The following is a 21,021-nucleotide window of genomic DNA, read 5'->3' as shown; positions in this document are numbered from 1 at the left end:
AACCCCGACTACCGCCTTCGCGTAGGTAGGGCTCCTTATCGACCACCGCGGGGCGGCGTCTTCGTCGCCGGCACCGCTGCCATCAGGATCCCGAAGGCACTTCCGTCCCGCCGTCTTCAGCATGTTGTCGGCGGAGTTGTTCGAGGACGGCGGTGTCGGCTTCGAGGTCGGGGTCGTCGACTTGCCGGTCGAGGTCGACGACGTGTTCGAGTTCCCGGATTGCCTGCTCGAGGTCACCGTCCGCCTGGTGGATCATCGCGATGTTGTAGCGGGTGACGGCTTCGCCGGCTCGGTCGCCGACCTCCCGCCGGATGGGCAGGGCCTGGTGGTAGTGGTCGAGGGCCTGCTGCCGATCCCCCAACCCGTGGTACGCGTGGCCGATGTTGTTGAGGGTGACGGCTTCGCCGGCCCGGTCGCCGATTTCCCGCTCGATGGGCAGGGCCTGGTGGTAGTGGTCCAGGGCCCGCTGCCGATCCCCCATCCTGTCGTAGACGTGGCCGATGTTGTTGAGGGTGACGGCTTCGCCGGCCCGGTCACCGACCTCCCGTCGGATGGGCAGGGCCTGGTGGTGGTGGTCGAGTGCCTGCTGCCGATCGCCCAACGCGTCATACTCGTGGCCGATGTTGTTCAGGGTGGCGGCTTCGCCGGCCCGGTCGCCGACCTCCCGCCGGATGGGCAGGGCCTGGTGCAAGTAATCCAAGGCCCGCTGCCGATCACCCAACCTGCCGTACACGCCGCCGATGCTGCTGAGGGTGGCGGCTTCGCCGGCCCGGTCACCGCCCTCCCGCCGGATGCGCAGGGCCTGGTCCAAGTGGTCCAAGGCCCGCTGCCGATCACCCAACCTGTGGTACACGCCGCCGATGTTGTGCAGGGTGGTGGCTTCGCCGGCCCGGTCGCCGGCCTCCTGGTACAGGGTCAGGGCCTGCTGATAGTCCTCCAGCGCCAGCCAGGGCCGACCGGTCGACGACCGCGCCCAACCCCGGGCGGAGAGGGCGTTGGCGTCCGGGCCCAGGGCCAGGGTCGCGGTGGTCATGGCCTTGACCGCCGCGAACCGCGAGGTACGCAGCCACACCAGACACACCCGGTCACCGACATTCCGGGCGATCAGCGGCTGCTGACCGGCGACAGCAAGCCGATGCACTTCCACATGTCGGGCGGCAGTCGCCGCAGCGCGAGTGACGGGGCGCAATGGTGACGGTTCTCGATCCTCCATGCCCGATGAACCTCGCTCTCCTACTGCTCCCGGTTGCCGCCTCGGCGTGGCCAGGGTCGGACCGCGGCACACCACCGATGTACGGCGGTGGTGTGGGTCGTCATTGTTCTTCCCACCGGTGGCCGGGACTCGGTCGGCGAGTCGGAAACCCGTCAGCCGGGTTCGCCGAGCGGTCCCGGGACGCGAATAAAACGTACAGTGGCCGCCAAGGTCCACCCGATGATCGCCCGGCCCAGGCCAGGGATCCGCGATCCTGGGCGGGCTTGACCAGGCGCATCAGGGGAGGGTGCGGGTGATGGGGAACGCCACAGTGGAGGTGTCCGGGGCGCAGGCCGCGCGCTGGGCGGCGGAGCTGCGGTCTGCCCTGATCGGGGTGATGGGGCCGGACGACAGCGTGTCGCCGGTACAGGTGCAGCGGTCGGCCGAAATGGTGATCGCGGTCATCGGGCTGGTGTTCTCCGGGGTCGAGGTGGCCAAGACGATCGCCGAGTGGTGGAGCGCCCGCCGCCGGGAAGGTGCCGCGGTGACCGTACTGCTGCCGGACGGCACCCGGATCGAGCTGGCCGAGGGCAGCCAGGCTCGGCTGGAGATCGCCATGCGGCAGGAAGGCACCGGGCCGCACTGAACTGACCGCCACGACGGGATGGGCAGATGGGCACCTTCGAACTGGAGGTCTTCGCGCAGACCTCGAACTACTACGAGCTGCGGCTGTCCGCCGACGGCACGGCGCCCCAGACCCGCAGCCTGGACCGGGCCGCGGTCGATGAGCTGGTCGCGCTGGTTCGGCGTGACTACAGCACCGACGCCGCCGCACAGAAGGTGTACGGCGCGGTCCGGCTGGCTGAGCTGGGGGCGAGGCTGGCGGATTTCCTCGACGGCGATCAGCGGTGGCTGACCCCGATCCTGGCCCATCCTGCCGGGGCAGTGTTGCGGATCGCCGCCGAGGAGCGGTTGCGGCACCTGCCTTGGGAACTGCTCGCCCGGGAGGGCACGTTCCTGACCGTGGCAGGGCGGGCACCGCTGTTGCCGGTTCGTGCGGTCGGCACCCACGCCGCACTGACCAACCCGGTCACGCCGAACAACCGGCCGTTGCGGGTGTTGTTCATGGCAGCCTCGCCCGAAGGCGTCGAGCCGGTGCTCAACTTCGAGGCCGAGGAGGCGGCGATCCTGGCCGCGACCCGACGGACCGGCACCGACCTGGTGGTCGAGGAGAGCGGCACCCTGGAAGGGCTCCGGTTCCTGAGCCGCGCCTACGGGCCCGACCATTTCGATGTGCTGCATCTGAGCGGGCACGCCACCACCGACGGCGGGGAGCCGGTCTTCGTGGTGGAGGACGAGTTCGGCGGGCGCGCCAAGGCGACGGCCGACCAGATCGCCCAGGCGATGCAGGGACACTGGCCGAGACTGGTGTTCGTTTCCGGCTGCCTGACCGCTGACGCCCCCGAGGGTGGGGTTTTCCCGTCGATGAGCGAGAGCCTGGTCGACGCCGGCGCCCCCGCGGTGCTGGGCTGGGCGCTACCGGTGGGAGACGTCTCCGCCACCGATTTCGCCGCAGCTCTCTACCGGGCACTGGCTGACGGCGGGTCGTTGGACCAGGCCGTCATCGAGGCTCGCCGTCACCTGTTCCACGACAAGAAGAGCAACTACTGGCATCTGCTCCGGGTCTACGCCGACCGATCCCCGCTGACGCCCCTGGTCACGCCGCTGCACACCAGGGGCCGCAGACAGTCGCAGGTGCGCGCCGCCGACCGGCAGTTCCTGGACCCGCAGACCCAACTGTCCCGGGTCGCGTCCCGCGCCGAGTTCGTCGGCCGACGGCGGATCATCCAGCGCTGTCTGCGCGCCCTCCGGCAACCCGCCGACACCCCCGGCGCGGCACAGGGCCTGCTGCTGGCCGGCATGGGTGGGCTCGGCAAGAGCAGCCTCGCCTCCCGGCTCCTGGAACGCATGCCCACCCACCAGCATGTCGTCTGGTACGGCCAGGTCGACGCCATCAAGTTCCGTGAGCTGGCCACCAAGATCCGCTTCGACAGCGGTGAGCAGTCCGAGGAGGCCGGCAGGCTTCTGGACAACGAGCAGATTTCGCTCCCGACCCGGCTGCGGCACCTGCTCGACGCCGACGGGCTCCTTGGTGGGACACCCTGCCTCTTCGTGTTCGACGACTTCGAAACCGGCAACCTCGACATCCGCGACGACGGCAGCCACGTGCTCGCCCCGGCGATGGCCGAGATCCTGCCCGCCCTACTCGGTGCGATCCGCGACACCGGCAGCCCGAGCCGCGTCATCATCACCAGCCGCTACCGCTTCCCCACCCCGGCCGGCACCACCGTCGCCGTCGAGGCTCTGGAGACCCTCAGCCCCGTCGAGCAGACCAAGAAGATCGCCAATCTGGTCAACCTGCGCCCCGAATCCACCATCGACCCGGGCATCCGAAACCGGGCGATCGAGGCCGCGGCGGGCAATCCCCGCCTGCTCGACTGGCTCAACCGGATCGTCAACGATCCCGCCCTCGACATCGATGGCCTGCTCACCGCCATCGAGAACGAGACCGACAGGTTCCGCCGCGAGACGGTACTGGCCGACAACCTGCTCGACTCCCAGCCGCTCGAACTCCGCCGCATGCTCGCCAGGATCAACGTCGTCGAACTACCCGTACCCGCCGCCACCGTCCACGCAATGCACCAACACGCCGATGCCGATCGGCACATCCAGCGGGCCGTCCAACTCGGCCTGCTCGAAGAGGGCATCAACCCCGAGACCCGCCAGCCCCGCTACTACGTCTCCAACGTCCTGCACCCCCTTGTCCGCCCTCTGATCACCGACGACGAGTACATCGAGGCATGTGCCGCCGCCGCCCAGTCCCTCTACCAACTCTGGGTCCTCGACCCCGCCGGTTCCGATGGCCACTGACCCGAGGGACCTCTCCCGATGGGTCGAGGTGCATCGGCTTTCCGTCGCCGGTCAGCACCTGATAATCGCCAGGGATGTCGGTGCCCGGGTGTGTCGGGTGTGGCTGCGTACCTCGCGGTTCGCGGCGGTCGAGGCCATGGCCACCGCGACCCTGACCCTCGGCCCGGATGCCCGCGCCCTCTACCAACGTGGCTGGGCGCGGTCGGCGACCGGCCGGCCCCGGCCGGCGCTGGAGGACTATCAGCAGGCCCTGACCATGTACCGACAGGCCGGCGACCGGGGCAACGAAGCCGCCACCCTCAACAACATCGGCAGCGTGTACAACGGGTTGGGGGATCGGCAGCAGGCCCTGGACCACTTCCACCAGGCCCTGCCCATCCAGCGGGAAATCGGTGACCGGGCCGGCGAAGCCACCACCCTCACCAACATCGGCAGCGCATACAACGGGTTGGGGGATCGGCAGCAGGCCCTCGACCACCACCACCAGGCCCTGCCCATCCGGCGGGAGGTCGGTGACCGGGCCGGCGAAGCCGCCACCCTCAACAACATCGGCCACGTGTACGACAGATTGGGGGACCTGCAGCGGGCACTTGACCACTACCACCAGGCCCTGCCCATCCGGAGGGAGGTCGGTGACCGGGCCGGCGAAGCCACCACCCTCAACAACATCGGCAGCGTGTACCACGGGTTGGGTGATCGGCAGCAGGCCCTGGACCACTTCCACCAGGCCCTGCCCATCCGGCGGGAGGTCGGTGACCGGGCCGGCGAGGCCGTCACCCGGTTCAACATCGCGATGGTCCACGAGGCGGATGGCGAGCTGGACCAGGCGATCCGGGAACTCGAACACGTCGTCGAACTCGACCGGCAGGTCGACCACCCCGACCTCGAAGCCGACACCGCTCTCCTCGAACAACTCCGCCAACAACGCTCCCTGGTTGACCCGACCAGGGGTCAATGAGGGCGGGTCAGGCTCGCGTAGATGTCCAGGTGTCGCTTGATGACCACGTCGGGGTGGAAGGTCTGCTCGTACCGCAGCCGGGCCGGTGCGGAGAGCGCGGCGGCACCGGCCCGAGCGACCGGGAGCGCGGCGGCCAACGCGGCCGCTTCCGGTGGGACCACCCAGCCGGCACTGCCGGTGACCAGGCCAGCCGGCACCGCAGGCGGACCTGCCGGCGGCGGGGAATGGCCGGCGACGGCGGAGGCGATCTCGGCGGGCCCGGTGCCGGCGGGCTCGTGCGGGGCGTCGGCACCGACGAGGTACGGAATGCCGCCCAACGCCGTCCCGAGCACGGGTCGGCCGCTCGCCAACGCCTCGATGATCACGGTGGGCAGCACGTCGTGCCACATCGCGGCGGCGATCACCACAGCGCTCGCCTCTACCGCCGCCTGCACGCCGGCCCGGTCGAGCTGACCGAGGTAGACCACGTCGGGTCGCTCGGCGGCGGCTGCCTCCACGAGCGGGCGCAGCTCGCCGTCGCCGGCCACCCGCAGCGTGCCCAGCGAACCCACCGGGTGCCGGCGCCAGGCGTCCAGCAGCAGGTCGACGCCCTTCTCCGGAGAGAGTCGGGCCATGTAGAGGAACCCGTCGCCCAGCGGCGCCGGCCGACCCGGGTCGGGGACGGAGTTCGGCTTCACCACGATGCGTTCGTCCGGAATGCCGTAGTCGCGGAGGTGATCGGCGATGGCCGAGGTGAGCGCGATGTACCGGTCCACCGAGCGCCAGGTGCCCCGGTGCACGGCCAGGGTGGTCGCCATCAGCGCGCTCTGCACCGCCGAGTCGCGGTAGCAGCGGTGCTTGATCGCGGGCACGCCCAACGCCCGACCCTTGCAGTCCTGGCAGATCACGCCGTCGCGGAAGTAGATCCCCGACGAGCAGACCTGCCGGTAGTTGTGCACCGTCTGCACCACCGGCACGCCGTGCCGGTGCGCGGTCCGCACCACCCAGGGCGAGATCAGGGGGTACGGGTTGTGCAGGTGCAGAACGTCCGGTCGGTGCTCGGTGAGCAGGCGGCTCAGGTCGTGCTGGGCGCGGGGCGCCCAGATCGGCGAGATCGGCAGCAGGGCCTTCGCCGACTTCGACATCGACGGGATCTCGTCCGAACTGCGGATGAAGGGCAGCACCTCGACGCCAGCGGCGGTGAGCTGGGCGATCTCCGAGTCGACGATCGTGTTCTCACCGGAGGGCTGGGCTTCCCGGTACCGGTTGTGTGCCACCACGATTCTCACGGAGCTTGCCTCTCGTTCGCGATTGCGGGACTCGCAAGCTCATTCCTCACGCTCACGGGAAAGAAGGCTACCGTTGTGTCGTGCCCGAACTACCGGAGGTTGAGGCGCTCGCGGGTTACCTGCGTCAGCGCGCGGTGGGGCGGCGCGTCGATCGGTTGGAGATCGCCGCGATCAGCGCCCTGAAGACGTACGAGCCGGCACCCACCGAGGTCGCCGGCCGGGCGGTGGTCGACGCCAGTCGGCACGGAAAGTTCCTCGATGTCCTGTTCGAGGGCGGCCTGCACCTGGTGGTGCATTTGGCGCGAGCGGGCTGGCTGCACTACCGGGAGGCGTTCCCCGCCACCACGCCGCTCCGTCCGGGCAAAGGCCCGATCGCGGTGCGGGTACGCCTGGACGACGGTTCCGGCTTCGACCTCACCGAGGCCGGCACCCAGAAGAAGCTGGCCGCGTATCTGGTCACCGACCTCGCGACGGTCCCCGGGGTGGCCAAGCTGGGCCCGGACGCGCTCGCCGCGGATCTGCCCCTCTTCGCCGAGCGGCTGCGGAGCAGGCGGGGGCAGGTCAAGGGGGTGCTGACCGACCAGTCGGTGCTGTCCGGGGTGGGTAACGCGTACTCCGACGAGATTTTGCACGCCGCGAAGCTGTCCCCGTTCGCGATCACCGATCGGCTCACCGACGCCCAACTCGCCACCCTGCACGCCGCCACCCGACAGGTTCTCGGCGACGCTGTCGAGCGGTCCCTCGGTCAGCGGGCCGCGGAGCTGAAGGGCGAGAAGCGCTCCGGGCTGAAGGTGCACGCCCGCACCGGTCTGCCCTGCCCGGTCTGCGGGGACACCGTGCGCGAGGTGTCGTTCGCCGACTCCAGCCTCCAGTACTGCCCGACCTGCCAGACCGGCGGCAAGCCGCTGGCTGACCGTCGGTTGTCTCGTCTCGTACGGTGAGTAATTGCACTTCAGGCCTACGGAGTGGAATCTTCCTCGTTGAGCGGAAGCTCCGGTCCGCCCTTCTCGCCACACGCGCATCCATCGGTATAGTGGCCCGGTCCCCGGCTTCTGAAATGGTGCGGAGCCGGCCAGATCCCGCCAGCACCGGCGGTCGCCAATCTCCTTCGGGGCGACGACCGGTCGGAGCCCGCGTGGGAGACTGGGACGGTGGGCGACCCGGGCCCTCACGCCGAGTGAGCGGCCCGTGTCATGCGGGAGGACATGGGTGAGGTGACGGCAAGCCTCCAGCGCCCGGTAACCAACGAAGGCCGGAGCAGACTCGTGCGGCACGTCGACAGCTTCGAGATCCAGCCGCCGACGCCGCCGTCCCACAACGGCGTCCCTCGGTCGGCGTGGACGAGGGCGCGACGCCGTGTCTCCCGCTGGCACCGCCCCTACATCGCGATCCTGCTGCTGCTCGACTTCGGCGCGGCGGCGTTCGCCAGCTGGATCGCGATCCAGCTCTTCGACCAGGCCGCCTCCGGGTTCTCCGGGACCCAGCAGGACCCGACGTGGTTCCACACCGTCTCCTACCTGCTGCTCCCACTCGGCTGGGTGGTCATCCTCTGGAGCAACCGGGCCTACGACCGGCGCTATCTGGGGCTCGGCCCGGACGAGTTCAAACGGGTGATCCGGGCATCGGTGACGGTGGCCGCGAGCGTCTCCTTCCTCGCCTTCTCCACGGTCACCCAGCTCTCCCGGTTCACCGTGGGCACGGCGCTGGTCGGCGCGACGCTGCTGATCCTGTGGGGCCGTTTCGTCGCCCGGTGGGCGCTGCACTACATCCGGCGGCGGGCCGGCCAGGCCGCCCACCGGATGGTGCTGGTCGGCACCCTGCCCGAGTGCCTGGAGGTCTACGCGGCGGTCACCCGCAGCCCGGCCGCCGGGCTGATGCCCGTCGCCATCCACATCACCGACGGGTACGCGGCGGCCAGAGGCATGCCGACCCCGGTTCCGGTGTACGCCGGACGCGACGTCCTGGCCCTGGTCCGTGAGGTCGGTGGGGACACCATCGCCGTCTGCGGGTCGGCCAGCGCCGAGCCGGGCGAGTTGCGCCGGCTGGCCTGGCAGTTGGAGGGCTCCGGTGTCGACCTGGTGGTCGCCCCGCAGCTCACCGACATCGCCGGCCCCCGGGTGCACATCCGGCCGATCGAGGGTCTGCCGCTGCTGCACGTCGAGGAGCCGACCCTCTCCGGGCCGGCGCTGCTGGCCAAGAACCTGATGGACCGGGTCGCCGCCGGCCTCGGCCTGCTGCTGCTGATCCCGCTCTTCCTGGCCATCGCCGTGGCGATCCGGATCTCCGACCCCGGGCCGGTCTTCTTCCGCCAGCCCCGGGTGGGGCACGAGGGGCGCACGTTCCGGGTGTGGAAGTTCCGGACCATGTACGTCAACGCCGAGGACCGGCTGGCGAGCCTGGTCGATCGGAACGAGACCGACGGCATGCTGTTCAAGATGAAGGAGGACCCTCGGGTCTTCCCGGTCGGCCGCTTCCTGCGGGCCACGTCGCTGGACGAGCTGCCGCAGCTGATCAACGTGCTGTGGGGCGAGATGTCGCTGGTCGGGCCCCGCCCGCTACCGGCCGACGACGGTGACTTCCTGGGTGACGTGCGGCGCCGACTGCTGGTCCGCCCCGGCATGACCGGGCTGTGGCAGGTCTCCGGCCGCTCCGACCTGTCCTGGGACGAGTCGGTCCGACTGGACCTCTACTACGTCGACAACTGGTCGCTCGCGTACGACCTGAGCATCCTGTGGCGCACCGTCGGGGTGGTGCTCGCCCGCAAGGGCGCGTACTAGAGGGTTGGCGCGCAGGCTCGCAGGGGCGAGGATCGCTGCGTGGCTGCCAACCTCTCCGCCGTGGTCGGCGTCGTCTCACTCGTCACCGCGCTGACCGCGGCCCTGCTGGCGGTGCTGCGGCTGCGAGCCCGCCGTGGCATCGCCACCGCCACCCAGCGGGCCACCTACGAGGTGCTGCACACCGCCGGCCTGGCCGCCGAGCCGCTGCGGGCGGGGTTGAGCGAGGCGGACGCGGCGAAGGCCGTACGGCATCTGCGGGCGTTGGTGGGCGCGGTCGGGCTGGCGCTCGCCGACGCCGACCGGCTGCTCGCCCTCGACGGGCGCGGCACGCACCACGGGGAGCAACTGCTCGCGGCGGCCCAGCGGACTGTGGGCAGCGGGCGCTCGACGGTGCTGGGTGAGCAGGAACTGCACTGCGACCGGGTCGACTGCCCGGTCCGCGGGGCGGTGGTCGCACCGTTGCTGGGAGCCGACGGCCGGGTGGTGGGCGCGCTGGTGGCGGTCGCGGACAGCCCGCCACCTCCGGGGTTGGTGCAGGCCACCCTGGAGACGGCGCACTGGGCCGGCAACCAACTCGCCCTGGCCGAGCTGGACTCGTCGCGGGAGCGGCTGGCCCGCGCCGAGATCCGTGCGTTGCGGGCGCAGATCAGCCCGCACTTCATCTACAACGCGCTGACCGCCATCGGCTCGTTCGTCCGCACCGACCCGGAGCGGGCCCGGGAGCTGATCCTGGAGTTCGCGGAGTTCACCAGGTACTCGTTCCGGGCGCACGGGGAGTTCACCACGCTGGCCGAGGAGCTGCGGTCGATCGACCGCTACCTGACCATCGAGCGGGCCCGGTTCGGCGACCGGTTGCAGGTGCGGTTGCAGATCGCCCCGGAGGTGCTGCCGGTGACGTTGCCGTTCCTCTGCCTCCAGCCGCTGGTGGAGAACGCGGTTCGCCACGGGTTGTCCCGCAAGCCGGGCACGGGCATGGTGAGCATCGAGGCCCGGGACGCGGGAGCCGAATGCCACATCACGGTGGAGGACGACGGAGTGGGAATGGATCCGACCACGCTGACCGCCGGCATCGCCGAGCTGGCCCACGGCACCGGCGACCCCGGTGAGGACACGGGCCAGCACGTCGGCCTCTCCAACGTTGACGAGCGGTTGCGCTCGGTCTTCGGGGACCGGTTCGGCCTGGTCGTGGAGACCGGGTTGGGCTCGGGTACGAAGGTGAGCATGCGGGTGCCGAAGTTCCACCCGGGCGTACGGGCAGGGTCGTGAGCGAGCGGACCGGGACGGGGGCGGTTAACGCGACCGGTTTCCTGCGCGTCCTCGCCGTGGACGACGAGCCGCCCGCGCTCGACGAGCTGGCGTACCACCTGCGGGCCGACCCCCGGGTGGCCCGCCTGCACACGGCCGGGGATGCCACCGAGGCGCTGCGGTTGCTGCGTGACGGTGACGTGGACGTGGTCTTCCTGGACATCCGGATGCCGGGCCTGGACGGGATGGAGCTGGCGCGGGTGCTGCGCCGGTTCGCCCGGCCACCGGCGATCGTGTTCGTCACTGCGTACGACGACGGCGCGGTGGACGCCTTCGATCTGGGCGCCACCGACTACGTGCGGAAACCGGTACGCGCCGATCGGCTGGCCGAGTCACTGCGCCGGGTGATCGGCTCACGGGTGGTGCCGTCGCACCCGGCGGCGCTGGCCCGCGCGGAGGAGGACCCGACCATCCCCATCGAGCTGGCCGGCACCACCCGGATGCTGCCCCGCTCGGCGGTGCGCTGGGTGGAGGCGCAGGGTGACTACGCCCGGTTGCACACCGCTGAGGGGTCGCACCTGGTGCGGGTGTCGCTGGCCACGCTCGCGGAACGCTGGGCCGATGCCGGCTTCGTGCGGGTGCACCGGTCGTACCTGGTGCAGTTGAAGTTGATCGCGGAGTTGCGGTTGGTCAACTCCGGCTACGTGGTGGTGATCGACTCGACCGAGCTGCCGGTGAGCCGGCGGCACACCCGGGAGCTGAAGGACAAGCTGGTCAGGGCCGCGAAGCAGGATTGGAGTCGCTGAGCCGGGAATGACAGGAGCCCTACCGTACGTTGTACGCTAGTCCGTACGACTTCCGGGAGGCCTGCCGTGACCGAGACCCCGTTCGACGCCGCATCCGAGTTCGACAGCCAACTCGACCGACTGGTGCAGCTCGGTTACCCCGCCCTCGCCGGGCTGACCGAGAGCGCCTTCCGCGACCTGGTCGCGCCACTGCGGGCCACTGCGGTCGAGAGGGCCGCCGCGCTGCCCGCCCCTACCGACGCCCGGGTGCCGTTCCTGCTGGTCATCACCCGGGACCTGATCGGTGTGCCGGAACGGGTGGGGCTCACCACAGTGGCCGGCAAGCGCAAGCCCGGCGTCATCGACCGGAACTACGCCGAGGACGACCTGTCCCGCTTCGACCCGATCAAGGAGTTGGAGGTGCCGGCCGGTCCGGCGTACCTGCTCTTCGACGTCGACCGGGGCGAGGAGTTCCGCAATCTGGCCCCGGCCACGGCCATGGAGGGGATCACCGCTCAGGGCCGGTTGCCGCTGAGCATCGACGAGGGGCTCGCCTTCATCACACTGCACCCGGCCTCGTTGGCGAGCAACCGGTGCTTCTCGCTGGTCGGCTCCCGCTGCGGCGACAAGCGGGTGCCGGCGCTGTGGATCAGCCAGGGCGCACCCAAGCTCGGCTGGTGCTGGTACGGCAACCCGCACACCTGGCTCGGCTCCGCCTCGGCGCGACCGGAGCGCGTCGGCCTGGACTGACCACCGTGAGCGGTAGGCGCGTCCAGGACGTGCCGTCGGCGGTCAACTGCGCGTGGTCCGCACCGCCAGTCGTCATGTCGTCCCGGCCGTAGAGCCAGGCGTACCCGGGCGCGGCACCGACGCCCCCGTCGCGTCGGTCGTACTCACGGATCTTCTTGAAGTGTCGCCCGCCATCCAGGCCGATCATGGCTGTGGACCTGTTGCCGGAGGGCTCCATGTTCCCCGCCTCGACGAGCAGCAGGGTCCCGTCCGAACCGACGACGAGGAACCGGGTCTCCAACGAGTTGGGCAGGTCGGTGCCCTTGTCCGCCCAGGTTCGGCCACCGTCCGTGGTACGTAGCAACTGCGACGTGCCCTCGACCTCCATCGGCCCGGCACCGGGCGGTGGTGGCGGCGCGATCAACAGGTACGCCTCCTGAACCGCCTCCTGGGCCGCGTTCAGGTCTCCGGTCATCGCATAGAGCTGGACCACCAGGCGCCGAAAACAACTGCCGTACAGCTCGGAGATCACATCACTGTCGGACACCGTCACCCCCTCTCTCATCTATCCCACTCCTGGGCGGGAGAAAGGGTTCCGGGTGGAGGTCGTCCACACCGAGCCTGCGGGATCACCGCACGCCAACCGGCATGGCCTCCCGAGTTATCCACAGGCGTGAGCCGTTCTCCACAGGTTGTTCACAACGCAACCCACTGATCTCCACGGCCGCTCCCTACAGTCAGGACCCATGAACGAACGCCGGGTACTGGTGGTCGAGGACGAACGGACCATCGCCGAGTCCATCGCCGCCCGACTGAGGGCCGAGGGATTCACGGTGGAGATCGCGGCGGACGGGCCCAGCGCGGTCGCGCAGTTCCACGCCGGACAGCCGGATCTCGTCGTCCTCGACGTGATGCTGCCGGGCTTCGACGGACTGGAAGTGTGCCGCCGGATCCAGGCCGACCGGCCGGTGCCGGTGCTGATGCTCACCGCCCGGGACGACGAGACTGACCTGCTCGTGGGGCTGGCGGTCGGCGCGGACGACTACCTCACCAAGCCGTTCTCCATGCGGGAACTCACCGCCCGGGTGCATGTCCTGCTGCGTCGGATGGAGCGGGCCGCCGCCACTCCCGCGCCGCCGGCCATCCGCCTCGGCGACATCGAGATCAACCAGGCCGAACGACGGGTCCGCCGGGCCGGGGCGGACGTGCACCTCACCCCTACCGAATTCGACCTGCTGGTCCACCTCGCGGGACGACCCCGCACGGTGCTCCCCCGGGAACGGCTGCTCGCCGACGTCTGGGGATGGGTCGACGGGAGCGGCACCCGCACCGTGGACAGCCACATCAAGGCTCTGCGCCGCAAGCTCGGCGCCGACCTGATCCGGACCGTCCACGGCGTCGGGTACGCCCTGGAGATGCCCGCGTGATCGGCCGCGCGTTCAACTGGCTGGAACGGGTGCTACCGCGTCCACTGGATCCCGTCCGTTCGATCAAGATGAAGCTCGGCGTCCTGCTGGTCGCGTCCTGGGCTGTCGCCATCGGTTACTTCTGGTACGGCATCGGTTGGCTCCCGCCCGGCACGGCGGTCACCAGCATCTGCATCGCGCTGGTGACCTCGCAGGTGCTCGCCCACGGGATGACGTCGCCGCTGCGCGAGATGACGGCGGCCGCCGGGGCGATGGCCCGCGGCGACTACACGCGTCGGGTGCGCGCCACCTCCCGCGACGAGGTCGGGGAGCTGGCCCAGGCGTTCAACAAGATGGCCGAGGACCTGCACGCCTCCGACCAGCGACGACGCGAGCTGATCGCGAACGTCTCGCACGAGCTGCGTACGCCGATCACCGCGTTGCAGGGCGTGCTGGAGAACATGGTGGACGGGGTCGCCGACCCCGAACCGGCCGCGCTGCGTTCGGCGTTGGCCCAGACCGAACGGCTCGGGCACCTCGTCGCGGACCTGCTCGACCTGTCCCGACTCGACGCCGGGGTGGTGCCGCTGCGGCGAGTACGCATCGACGTGTGGGACTTCCTCGACGAGGCGGTGGATCATGCCACCGCCAGCGCCTCCGGTGCCGGTCTGGACGTGCGCTTCGAGCTCCGGGACCTGCCGACACCGCTGACGGTCCACGCGGACCCGTGGCGGCTGCACCAGGTCTTCGCGAACCTCCTCGACAACGCGGCCCGACACAGCCCACCCGGCGGCACGGTACGGGTGTGCGCCGAGGAACACGGCGACCAGCTCCGCTTCGAGGTGAGCGACGAGGGCCAGGGCATTCCACCGGCGGAGCGTTCCCGGGTGTTCGAGCGGTTCACCCGCGGCGACCGGTCGGCCGGCGGCGGGACCGGGCTCGGCCTGGCCATCGCCCGCTGGGTCGTCGAACTGCACGGCGGTCGGATCGGTGTCCTCGATCCCGCCGGACCGGACCGGGGCGGCCGGCCCGGCTGCCGCATCCAGGTCACCATCCCGTGTGACGGGCCATACCGAGAAGAGGCAGCATGACCAGCCCCGGCAGCACCCCTCTCCAGGCCACCGGGCCGACCGGGCCGGCGCAGGTCGCCCCGACCGTCAGGCCCGGTCCGGCCGCACCGCCGATGCACGGTCGCCCCCAGGCAGCTCCGGCCACGCCGTTCCCGCCCCGGCCACCATCGGCGATCGCGCGGCGCTGGCCGGGACCATCAGGCGACGCGGGTCCGATGGTGCTGGTGGCGTCGGCGGCGGCGGCGGTCGTCGGGGCCTCGGTACTCACGATGGTTCGTCCGGGCCTCGGCTGGCTGGTCGCCGCGTTGGCCGGCACGGCCGCCCTCGGCACCGCCGCCGTCGTCAGGTCCGGGACGTCCTCCCCGGTCGCAACCCCCACCGAGCCAACCGAGCCAGGCACCGCAGCCGGCACCGAACCCGCCCGTCCCGGTGCCACGGGGGCACCGGGGCGGGTGGCACAGGCCGCCTGGGCTGCCGCGACGGTCGCGGTGATCGCCGTCGGCACGTTCCGGGCCGCCGGTTGGCTCTTCGCGCTCTGCCTGATCGCAGCGGTGGGGACCGGGACGCTGGCGGTGACCGGCGGCCGAAGCCCACTGGGAATGCTGGTCGCCGCGACCCTGCCACCCGCTGCGACGGTACGGGCGCTCCCCTGGGCGGTACGCGGAGTGCGCGCCAACCCCTCGGCGGTTCCGGGGATCGGGTTCGGACGCATCGTGACCAGCCTGGCGGTGTCCGCCGTCCTGCTGACGCTGTTCGGGTTGCTCTTCTCCTCCGCCGACGCGGTCTTCGCCAACCTGGTCGGCGGTCTGCTGCCGGACATCGCGCCGGCCGGTGTGATCGGCTGGTTGCTACGGCTGATCCTGATCGGCGGTGGTCTGCTCGGCGGGGCGTACCTGGTCACCCGCCCACCCGACCTGGAGGGTCTGCGACCGGTGTCGTCACGGCCGGCCCACCGGCTGGAGTGGACCCTCCCGCTGGTGTTGCTCGACGCACTCTTCGCCGCGTTCGTGCTGGTCCAGCTGACGGTGTTGTTCGGCGGGGCGGGACACGTGCTGCGGACGGCCGGGCTCACCTACGCCGAGTACGCCCGCGGTGGGTTCTGGCAACTGCTCGCCGTCACCGCACTCACCCTGCTGGTGATCGCTATCGCCGCCCGCCGAGCGCCGAAGGCCACCCGGGGGGACCGGCTGCTGGTCCGCGTACTGCTCGGCACGCTCACCGCGCTCAGCCTGGTGATCGTCGCCTCGGCGCTCTACCGGATGCAGGTCTACGCCGACGCGTACGGTGCCACCCGGCTGCGGCTCGTCGTGTCGACAGTCGAAATCTGGCTCGGGCTGCTCTTCGTCCTGGTCGGGGTTGCCGTGGCGCGGTTGCGGGCCGAATGGCTCCCCCGGCTGGTGGTCGGCACCGCCGTGCTGACGCTGCTCGGGTTGGCCCTGCTCAACCCGGATCGCCTGATCGCCGAGCGGAACGTCGACCGGTACCTGGAGACCGGCCGGTTGGACGTCAGCTACCTGTCCGGGCTGTCGGCGGACGCCGTACCGGCCCTGGACCGGCTGCCCGAGCCGATGCGGTCCTGCGCGCTGGGGCAGATCGCCGTCGAGCTGCCCCGGGACGGCTTCTGGGCGACGAACCTCGGCAGGGAACGCGCCCGGCGGGTTCTCGACACGAAGCCGGTGAGCGCCAGCGTGACCGACTGCCTCGGGTTGCAACGCTGGTGAGCACGAACGCTTGACAATCGCGTACGGCGGGTGAGACTGCCGGGGTGGCCAAGCAACTCCCCGACGTGGGGTCGAGCGGTGCGGTGCCGCCACCCCGGCGGTCCCGGATCGTGCTGGCCGAGATCACCAGGCAGGACACCCGCGCCGAGCGGACCCGCGCCGAGCTGGCCCAGCAGACCCAGGTCGGCGAGGCGCTGGTCCGCGGCCTGGTCCGGGCCCAACTCGCGCTGGCGCTGCGGCTGTCCCTGGTGGTGGCCATCGGGTTGGGCGGGCTGCCCTGGCTGTTCGCGATCGCGCCCTCGCTCGGCCGGACCACTGTCGCCGGCGTCAACCTGCCGTGGCTGCTGCTCGGGGTGGCCTCCTTTCCGTTCCTGATCGCCGTGGGCTGGGCGTACGTGCGGCTGGCCGAGCGCAACGAGCAGGACTTCACCGACCTGGTGCAACGGCCGGAGCGCTGAGTGGGCAACGACTTCGTGGTCCCGGCCATCGTCGCGGTCACCCTGGTCACCGTCGGGATCGGCTTCTACGGGCTGCGGTTGGCCCGGACCACGTCCGACTTCCTGGTGGCGTCCAGGGCGATCAGTCCGACCTGGAACGCCGCCGCCATCGGTGGGGAGTACCTGTCGGCGGCCAGCTTCCTCGGCATCGCGGGGCTGGTCCTCAAGTACGGCGTGGACGTGCTCTGGTACCCGGTCGGGTTCGCCGCCGGGTACCTGGCCCTGCTGCTCTTCGTGGCCGCGCCGTTGCGCCGCTCCGGGGCGTTCACCCTGCCCGACTTCTGCGAGCTGCGGCTGGGCTCGCGTCGACTCCGCATCCTGGCCACCGCCTTCGTGATCTTCATCGGTTGGCTGTACCTGGTGCCGCAGCTCCAGGGCGCCGGGCTGACCCTGGCCACGGTGGCCGGCTCCCCGTACCCTCTCGGAGCCCTGCTGGTGGCGGCCGTGGTCACCGCGAACGTGGCGCTGGGCGGCATGCGCGCGATCACCTTCGTGCAGGCGTTCCAGTACTGGCTCAAGCTGACCGCTCTCGCCGTACCGGTGATCTTTCTGGCTCTGCAGTGGCAGGCCGACGGCCGCCCGGCGGTGACCCCGCCCGACGGGCCGACGTTCCGGGCCGCGACCACCGTCGTGGTCGAGCACCGCGCGGCCCTCACCCTGCCCAACGGTGACATCCGGGAGGTACGCCCCGGCGACGAGTTGACCTTCGCCGCCGGTGATCCGGTGCCGAACGTCTCCGGGGTGGCCACCGATGCCAACGACTGGCTGCTGCCCAGCGCCGCCGGTGACGACGACCGGGGCCTGTTCGCCACGTACTCGCTCATCCTGGCCACCTTCCTGGGCACCATGGGCCTGCCGCACGTGCTGGTGCGCTTCTACACCAATCCGGACGGCGCGGCGGCCCGTCGGACCACCCTGGTCGTGCTGGCGTTGGTCGGCGCGTTCTACCTGCTGCCCACTCTCTACGGGGTCCTCGGCCGGATCTACACCCCACAGTTGCTGCTCAGCGGCCAGACCGACGCGGTGGTGGTGCTGCTACCCGAAGCCGCCCTGGGTGACGGCCTGGCCGGGCGGCTGCTCGCCGCGCTGGTCGCCGCAGGCGCGTTCGCGGCGTTCCTCTCCACCTCGTCCGGTCTGCTGACCAGCGTCGCCGGGGTGATCTCGACCGACGTGCTCGGTCGGGGATCGGTACGCGGGTTCCGGCTGGCCACCGTCATCGCCGGTGGTGTGCCAACGGTGCTGTCGCTGCACGTTTCCGGGCTGGACGTCTCGCAGGTCGTCGGGCTGGCCTTCGCGGTCGCCGCGTCGAGTTTCTGCCCGCTGCTGGTGCTCGGCATCTGGTGGCGCGGGCTGACCGACGTGGGTGCCACCTCCGGCGTGGTGGCCGGCGGCGGCGCGGCGATCGGCGCGGTGCTGGTCACCGTGCTCGGCCCACCGCTGTCCGGCTGGCCGGCCACGCTCATCGCACAACCGGCCGCCTGGACGGTGCCACTGGCCTTCACCGTGATGGTCGCCGTGTCGATGGCGACCCGCCGCCGGGCACCGGCCGACGTAGCCGCCACCATGCTCCGCCTACACACCCCGGAAGCCCTCCGCCTGTAGGCGCGAGCTCGGCCTCGGTCTTGCGCCAAAGCCGGCGCCGATCTTGCAGTTTCGGTGGTGGATACGAGTGTTTATGCACCTTGTGGCGGTGCAGAAAGTGCAAGATCGCGTCGCGGTCCGCCTCGGGGATGATCGCGGGTCCGCCTGTCGCTGGACGGCGGAGCTGGCGGGCGGCGGATAGCGTCTGCTCCATGACTGTTGAGCACCCCGCGCTCGCACTGCGTGGCCTGGCCAAGCGGTTCGACGGCACGATCGCGGTGGCCGGCGTCGACCTGGACGTCCCCGCCGGCTCCTTCTACGGCCTGCTCGGCCCGAACGGCGCCGGCAAGACGACCACGCTGTCGATGGCTGTCGGGCTGTTGCGACCGGACGCCGGCTCGGCCTGGGTGCTCGGGCACGACGTCTGGCAGGACCCGGTCACCGCCAAGCGGCTGCTCGGCGTGATGCCCGACGGGGTCCGGTTGTTCGACCGGCTGACCGGGGCGGAGCTGCTGGCGTACAACGGGTTGTTGCGGGGGATGGACCCGGCGGTGGTCGACCAGCGGGCCGCCGAGCTGCTGGACGTGCTGGCGCTCGGCGACGCCGGTCGCACACTGGTGGTGGACTACTCGGCGGGCATGAAGAAGAAGATCGGGCTGGCCTGCGCACTGCTGCACGGTCCTCGGGTGCTGGTGTTGGACGAGCCGTTCGAGGCTGTCGACCCGGTGTCCGCGGCGCTGATCCGGGACATCCTCACCCGGTACGCGGCCGGTGGCGGCACCGTGGTGTTCTCCAGTCACGTCATGGAGGTCGTCGAGCGGTTGTGCTCGCACGTGGCGATCCTCGCCCAGGGCGTCATCAAACGGGTCGGGACCATCGACGAGGTCCGCGGCGGTCGCTCGTTGGAGCAGATCTTCGTCGAGGTGGTCGGCGGGCGCACCGCGACCGGCGAGGAGCTGTCGTGGCTCTCCCAGTGAGCGCGGACGCCACCCCCGCCGCGCCGCTACGGTCGGTCTCCGCTCGACACTTCGTGCGGCTCAAGCTGCGGGTGATGGGCAACAACTTCCGGGGCCAGGGCTGGCGGATCGCCCTGTTCGTCGGCGGCGCGTTGCTCGGGCTCTGGTTCGCGGCCAGCGGGTTCTTCCTCTTCGCCGCGCCGGGCCTGGCCAGCAACGGCCGGTACGCGGTGCTCGTCGCGGCGGCCGGCGGCGGGCTGCTGGTGCTCGGTTGGCTGCTCCTGCCACTTGTCTTCTTCGGCGTGGACGAGACACTCGATCCGGCCCGGTTCGCGCTGCTGCCACTGCCCCGGCGGACGTTGGTGACCGGCCTGTTCGCGGCGGCTCTGGTCAGCGTGCCGGTGCTTGCGGTGCTCCTCGCGACGTCCGGGCTGGTGCTGACCGCCTGGTCGTTGGGTGGCTGGTCGGCGGGGTTGGTCGCCGCCGTGGGTGTGCTCGCCGGGCTGCTGCTCTGTGTTGCGGCGAGTCGCGCGGTGACCAGCGCCTTCGCGACCATGCTGCGGTCCCGACGGGTCCGGGACCTGGCAGCCGTGCTGTTGGCGGTGACGGCAGCGCTGCTCGGCCCCCTCCAGGTCATCGGCCTCGCCGCGCTACGGGAGGCGGACTGGAGCCGGTTGAGCGGTGTGGCGACCGTGATCGGTTGGACGCCGTTGGGCGCTCCGTGGACGCTCGGCATCGACGTGGCCCAGGGGCGGGTCTGGGCGGCACCGATCAAGTTGCTGATCACTGTGGTGGCGCTCGGCGGTCTGCTGGCCTGGTGGTCCCGGTCGCTCGAGTCGGCGATGGTGGGCGCGGCGAGCGGCGGTAAGGCACCGGTTCGACGCGGGGTCGCGGGTGGCGCGGTCGCCCAACTGTTCCCCCGGGCCGCCGGCTGGGCCCGCCGGGACCGGTTCGGTGCCCTGGTCGCCCGGGAGGCCCGTTACTGGTGGCGGGACGCGCGCCGCCGCGCCAACCTGATCTCGATCGCGGTGGTCGGCATCTTCGTACCCGTCTTCGTCAACGTCACCGGCGGCGACTTCGCTGCCATGGACAGCGGGGGGTTGACGGCGGCTGCCAACGACAGCTCACCGGTCGTGGTCACCATTTCCATGGTTCTCGTGGGTGTGCTCGCCGCCGCCACCCTGGCCAACCAGTTCGGTTTCGACGGCAGCGCGTACGCCGCGAACGTGGTGGCCGGCGTGCCCGGCCGGGTCGAGCTGCGGGCGAGGATGACGGCCTTCTCGCTGTACGTGCTGCCGATGCTGGCGTTCGTGTCGGTGGTGCTGTCGGTGCTGCTCAGTCGACCCGGGTGGATCGGGCTCACCTTCGGCAGCCTGGTCGCCACCTACGGCGTCGGGCTGGCGGTGAACAGCCTGGTCTCGGTGCTCGGGGCGTACTCACTGCCGGAGACCAGCAACCCGTTCGCGATGAACAGCGGCGCGGGCCTCACGAAAGGGCTGCTCACCCTGCTGAGCATGCTCGCCTCGGCGGTCGCCGCGGTGCCGATGGTGGTGGCCGCCGCGCTGCTCGGTGACGCGTGGCTCTGGCTGGCCCTGCCGGTCGGCGGCGCGTACGGGCTGGGCGCGGCGCTGCTGGGCGCGTACCTGGCCGGCGACGTACTGGACCGCCGCCAGCCGGAACTGCTGGCCACTGTCACCCCGCGCCGTTAACCGACGCCGCGGCCAGCCGCCTGGCCAGCGTCGGCGAGAAACCCACGCCAGGCGGCCGGAGCGAAGGTGAGGACCAGGCCGGAGCGATCCTTGCTGTCCCGGACCAGCACGACACCGGGCAGGTTGTCCGCGACCTCAACGCAGGCACCGCCCGTGTCGCCGGACCTGGTCGACGTCCGCCAGCGGGGCGTAGACC

18 protein-coding genes and 1 pseudogene are annotated in these 21,021 nt (G+C 71.1%); 15 read left to right on the top strand and 4 right to left on the bottom strand.

Features of this window, described 5'->3' with window-relative positions; translation table 11 throughout:
* Positions 1-82: 82 nt before the first annotated feature.
* The gene (locus ACIBEF_RS18380) at positions 83-1,141 is read right to left on the bottom strand and encodes a tetratricopeptide repeat protein (RefSeq protein WP_396794446.1); all 1,059 of its coding nucleotides are present in this window, start codon (positions 1,139-1,141) and stop codon (positions 83-85) included.
* A gap of 367 nt (positions 1,142-1,508) precedes the next feature.
* Here ACIBEF_RS18380 and ACIBEF_RS18375 point away from each other — a divergent pair, with 367 nt between their 5' ends.
* From ACIBEF_RS18375 to ACIBEF_RS18365, 3 genes are all read left to right on the top strand, one after another.
* Positions 1,509-1,838, top strand: coding sequence for a hypothetical protein (locus ACIBEF_RS18375; protein WP_396794445.1), 330 nt, complete (start codon positions 1,509-1,511; stop codon positions 1,836-1,838).
* Between the two features lie 26 nt (positions 1,839-1,864).
* The gene (locus ACIBEF_RS18370; RefSeq protein ID WP_396794444.1) at positions 1,865-4,123 is read left to right on the top strand and encodes a CHAT domain-containing protein; all 2,259 of its coding nucleotides are present in this window, start codon (positions 1,865-1,867) and stop codon (positions 4,121-4,123) included.
* 97 nt (positions 4,124-4,220) lie between these two features.
* Positions 4,221-5,081: a tetratricopeptide repeat protein gene (locus tag ACIBEF_RS18365; RefSeq protein ID WP_396794443.1), complete on the top strand. Its 861-nt coding sequence runs from the start codon at positions 4,221-4,223 to the stop codon at positions 5,079-5,081.
* Here the strand turns inward: ACIBEF_RS18365 and ACIBEF_RS18360 are convergent.
* Positions 5,075-6,349: a glycosyltransferase gene (locus tag ACIBEF_RS18360; protein WP_396794442.1), complete on the bottom strand. Its 1,275-nt coding sequence runs from the start codon at positions 6,347-6,349 to the stop codon at positions 5,075-5,077. The two genes, ACIBEF_RS18365 and ACIBEF_RS18360, sit on opposite strands and share 7 nt — an antisense overlap.
* An 80-nt stretch (positions 6,350-6,429) precedes the next feature.
* Here ACIBEF_RS18360 and ACIBEF_RS18355 point away from each other — a divergent pair, with 80 nt between their 5' ends.
* From ACIBEF_RS18355 to ACIBEF_RS18335, 5 genes are all read left to right on the top strand, one after another.
* The gene (locus ACIBEF_RS18355) at positions 6,430-7,290 is read left to right on the top strand and encodes a DNA-formamidopyrimidine glycosylase family protein (RefSeq protein ID WP_357193660.1); all 861 of its coding nucleotides are present in this window, start codon (positions 6,430-6,432) and stop codon (positions 7,288-7,290) included.
* 264 nt (positions 7,291-7,554) lie between these two features.
* On the top strand, positions 7,555-9,126 hold the full coding sequence (locus ACIBEF_RS18350) for a sugar transferase (protein WP_186718385.1): 1,572 nt from the start codon (positions 7,555-7,557) through the stop codon (positions 9,124-9,126).
* A 39-nt stretch (positions 9,127-9,165) separates the two neighbouring features.
* Positions 9,166-10,392 (top strand): sensor histidine kinase, encoded by a 1,227-nt coding sequence (locus tag ACIBEF_RS18345; RefSeq protein WP_396794441.1) that lies wholly within the window; start codon positions 9,166-9,168, stop codon positions 10,390-10,392.
* Positions 10,389-11,177, top strand: coding sequence for a LytR/AlgR family response regulator transcription factor (locus ACIBEF_RS18340; protein WP_396794440.1), 789 nt, complete (start codon positions 10,389-10,391; stop codon positions 11,175-11,177). The genes ACIBEF_RS18345 and ACIBEF_RS18340 overlap by 4 nt, the downstream gene beginning before the upstream one ends.
* A 66-nt stretch (positions 11,178-11,243) precedes the next feature.
* Positions 11,244-11,906 carry a DUF5701 family protein gene (locus ACIBEF_RS18335; RefSeq protein ID WP_396794439.1) on the top strand — a complete coding sequence of 221 codons (663 nt, stop codon included), beginning with the start codon at positions 11,244-11,246 and terminating at the stop codon, positions 11,904-11,906.
* Here ACIBEF_RS18335 and ACIBEF_RS18330 read toward each other — a convergent pair.
* Positions 11,806-12,450, bottom strand: a complete 645-nt coding sequence (locus ACIBEF_RS18330; protein ID WP_396794438.1) for a hypothetical protein — start codon at positions 12,448-12,450, stop codon at positions 11,806-11,808. The genes ACIBEF_RS18335 and ACIBEF_RS18330 overlap by 101 nt on opposite strands.
* 181 nt (positions 12,451-12,631) lie before the next feature.
* Here ACIBEF_RS18330 and ACIBEF_RS18325 point away from each other — a divergent pair, with 181 nt between their 5' ends.
* The 7 genes from ACIBEF_RS18325 to ACIBEF_RS18295 all read left to right on the top strand — a co-directional run bounded on the left by ACIBEF_RS18325 (position 12,632) and on the right by ACIBEF_RS18295 (position 20,825).
* Positions 12,632-13,312: a response regulator transcription factor gene (locus tag ACIBEF_RS18325; RefSeq protein ID WP_124861938.1), complete on the top strand. Its 681-nt coding sequence runs from the start codon at positions 12,632-12,634 to the stop codon at positions 13,310-13,312.
* Entirely contained in the window at positions 13,309-14,382 is a 1,074-nt protein-coding gene (locus ACIBEF_RS18320) for a sensor histidine kinase (RefSeq protein WP_396794437.1), read from the top strand. The genes ACIBEF_RS18325 and ACIBEF_RS18320 overlap by 4 nt, the downstream gene beginning before the upstream one ends.
* On the top strand, positions 14,379-16,082 hold the full coding sequence (locus ACIBEF_RS18315; RefSeq protein WP_396794436.1) for a DUF4153 domain-containing protein: 1,704 nt from the start codon (positions 14,379-14,381) through the stop codon (positions 16,080-16,082). Before ACIBEF_RS18320 ends, ACIBEF_RS18315 begins: the two co-directional genes overlap by 4 nt.
* A gap of 44 nt (positions 16,083-16,126) precedes the next feature.
* A complete protein-coding gene (locus tag ACIBEF_RS18310) occupies positions 16,127-16,540 on the top strand; it encodes a hypothetical protein (protein ID WP_328651696.1) in 414 nt (137 codons plus the stop codon).
* Positions 16,541-18,181 carry a cation acetate symporter gene (locus ACIBEF_RS18305; RefSeq protein ID WP_396794435.1) on the top strand — a complete coding sequence of 547 codons (1,641 nt, stop codon included), beginning with the start codon at positions 16,541-16,543 and terminating at the stop codon, positions 18,179-18,181. It begins immediately after the preceding gene.
* Positions 18,182-18,372: 191 nt separating this feature from the next.
* Positions 18,373-19,137 carry an ABC transporter ATP-binding protein gene (locus ACIBEF_RS18300; RefSeq protein WP_396794434.1) on the top strand — a complete coding sequence of 255 codons (765 nt, stop codon included), beginning with the start codon at positions 18,373-18,375 and terminating at the stop codon, positions 19,135-19,137.
* Positions 19,122-20,825, top strand: coding sequence for an ABC transporter permease (locus ACIBEF_RS18295; protein ID WP_396794433.1), 1,704 nt, complete (start codon positions 19,122-19,124; stop codon positions 20,823-20,825). Before ACIBEF_RS18300 ends, ACIBEF_RS18295 begins: the two co-directional genes overlap by 16 nt.
* On the opposite strand, the pseudogene ACIBEF_RS18290 reads toward ACIBEF_RS18295, so the two are convergent.
* Positions 20,822-21,013, bottom strand: a pseudogene (locus ACIBEF_RS18290) (DUF397 domain-containing protein); the annotation flags it as partial. The gene ACIBEF_RS18295 and the pseudogene ACIBEF_RS18290 sit on opposite strands and share 4 nt — an antisense overlap.
* Positions 21,014-21,021: the final 8 nt, after the last annotated feature.

The organism is Micromonospora sp. NPDC050795 (genome assembly GCF_044456785.1).
Classification (GTDB): domain Bacteria; phylum Actinomycetota; class Actinomycetes; order Mycobacteriales; family Micromonosporaceae; genus Micromonospora.
The sequence above is the reverse complement of the archived record's forward strand: the minus strand, read 5'-3'. Positions and strand labels throughout refer to the sequence as shown.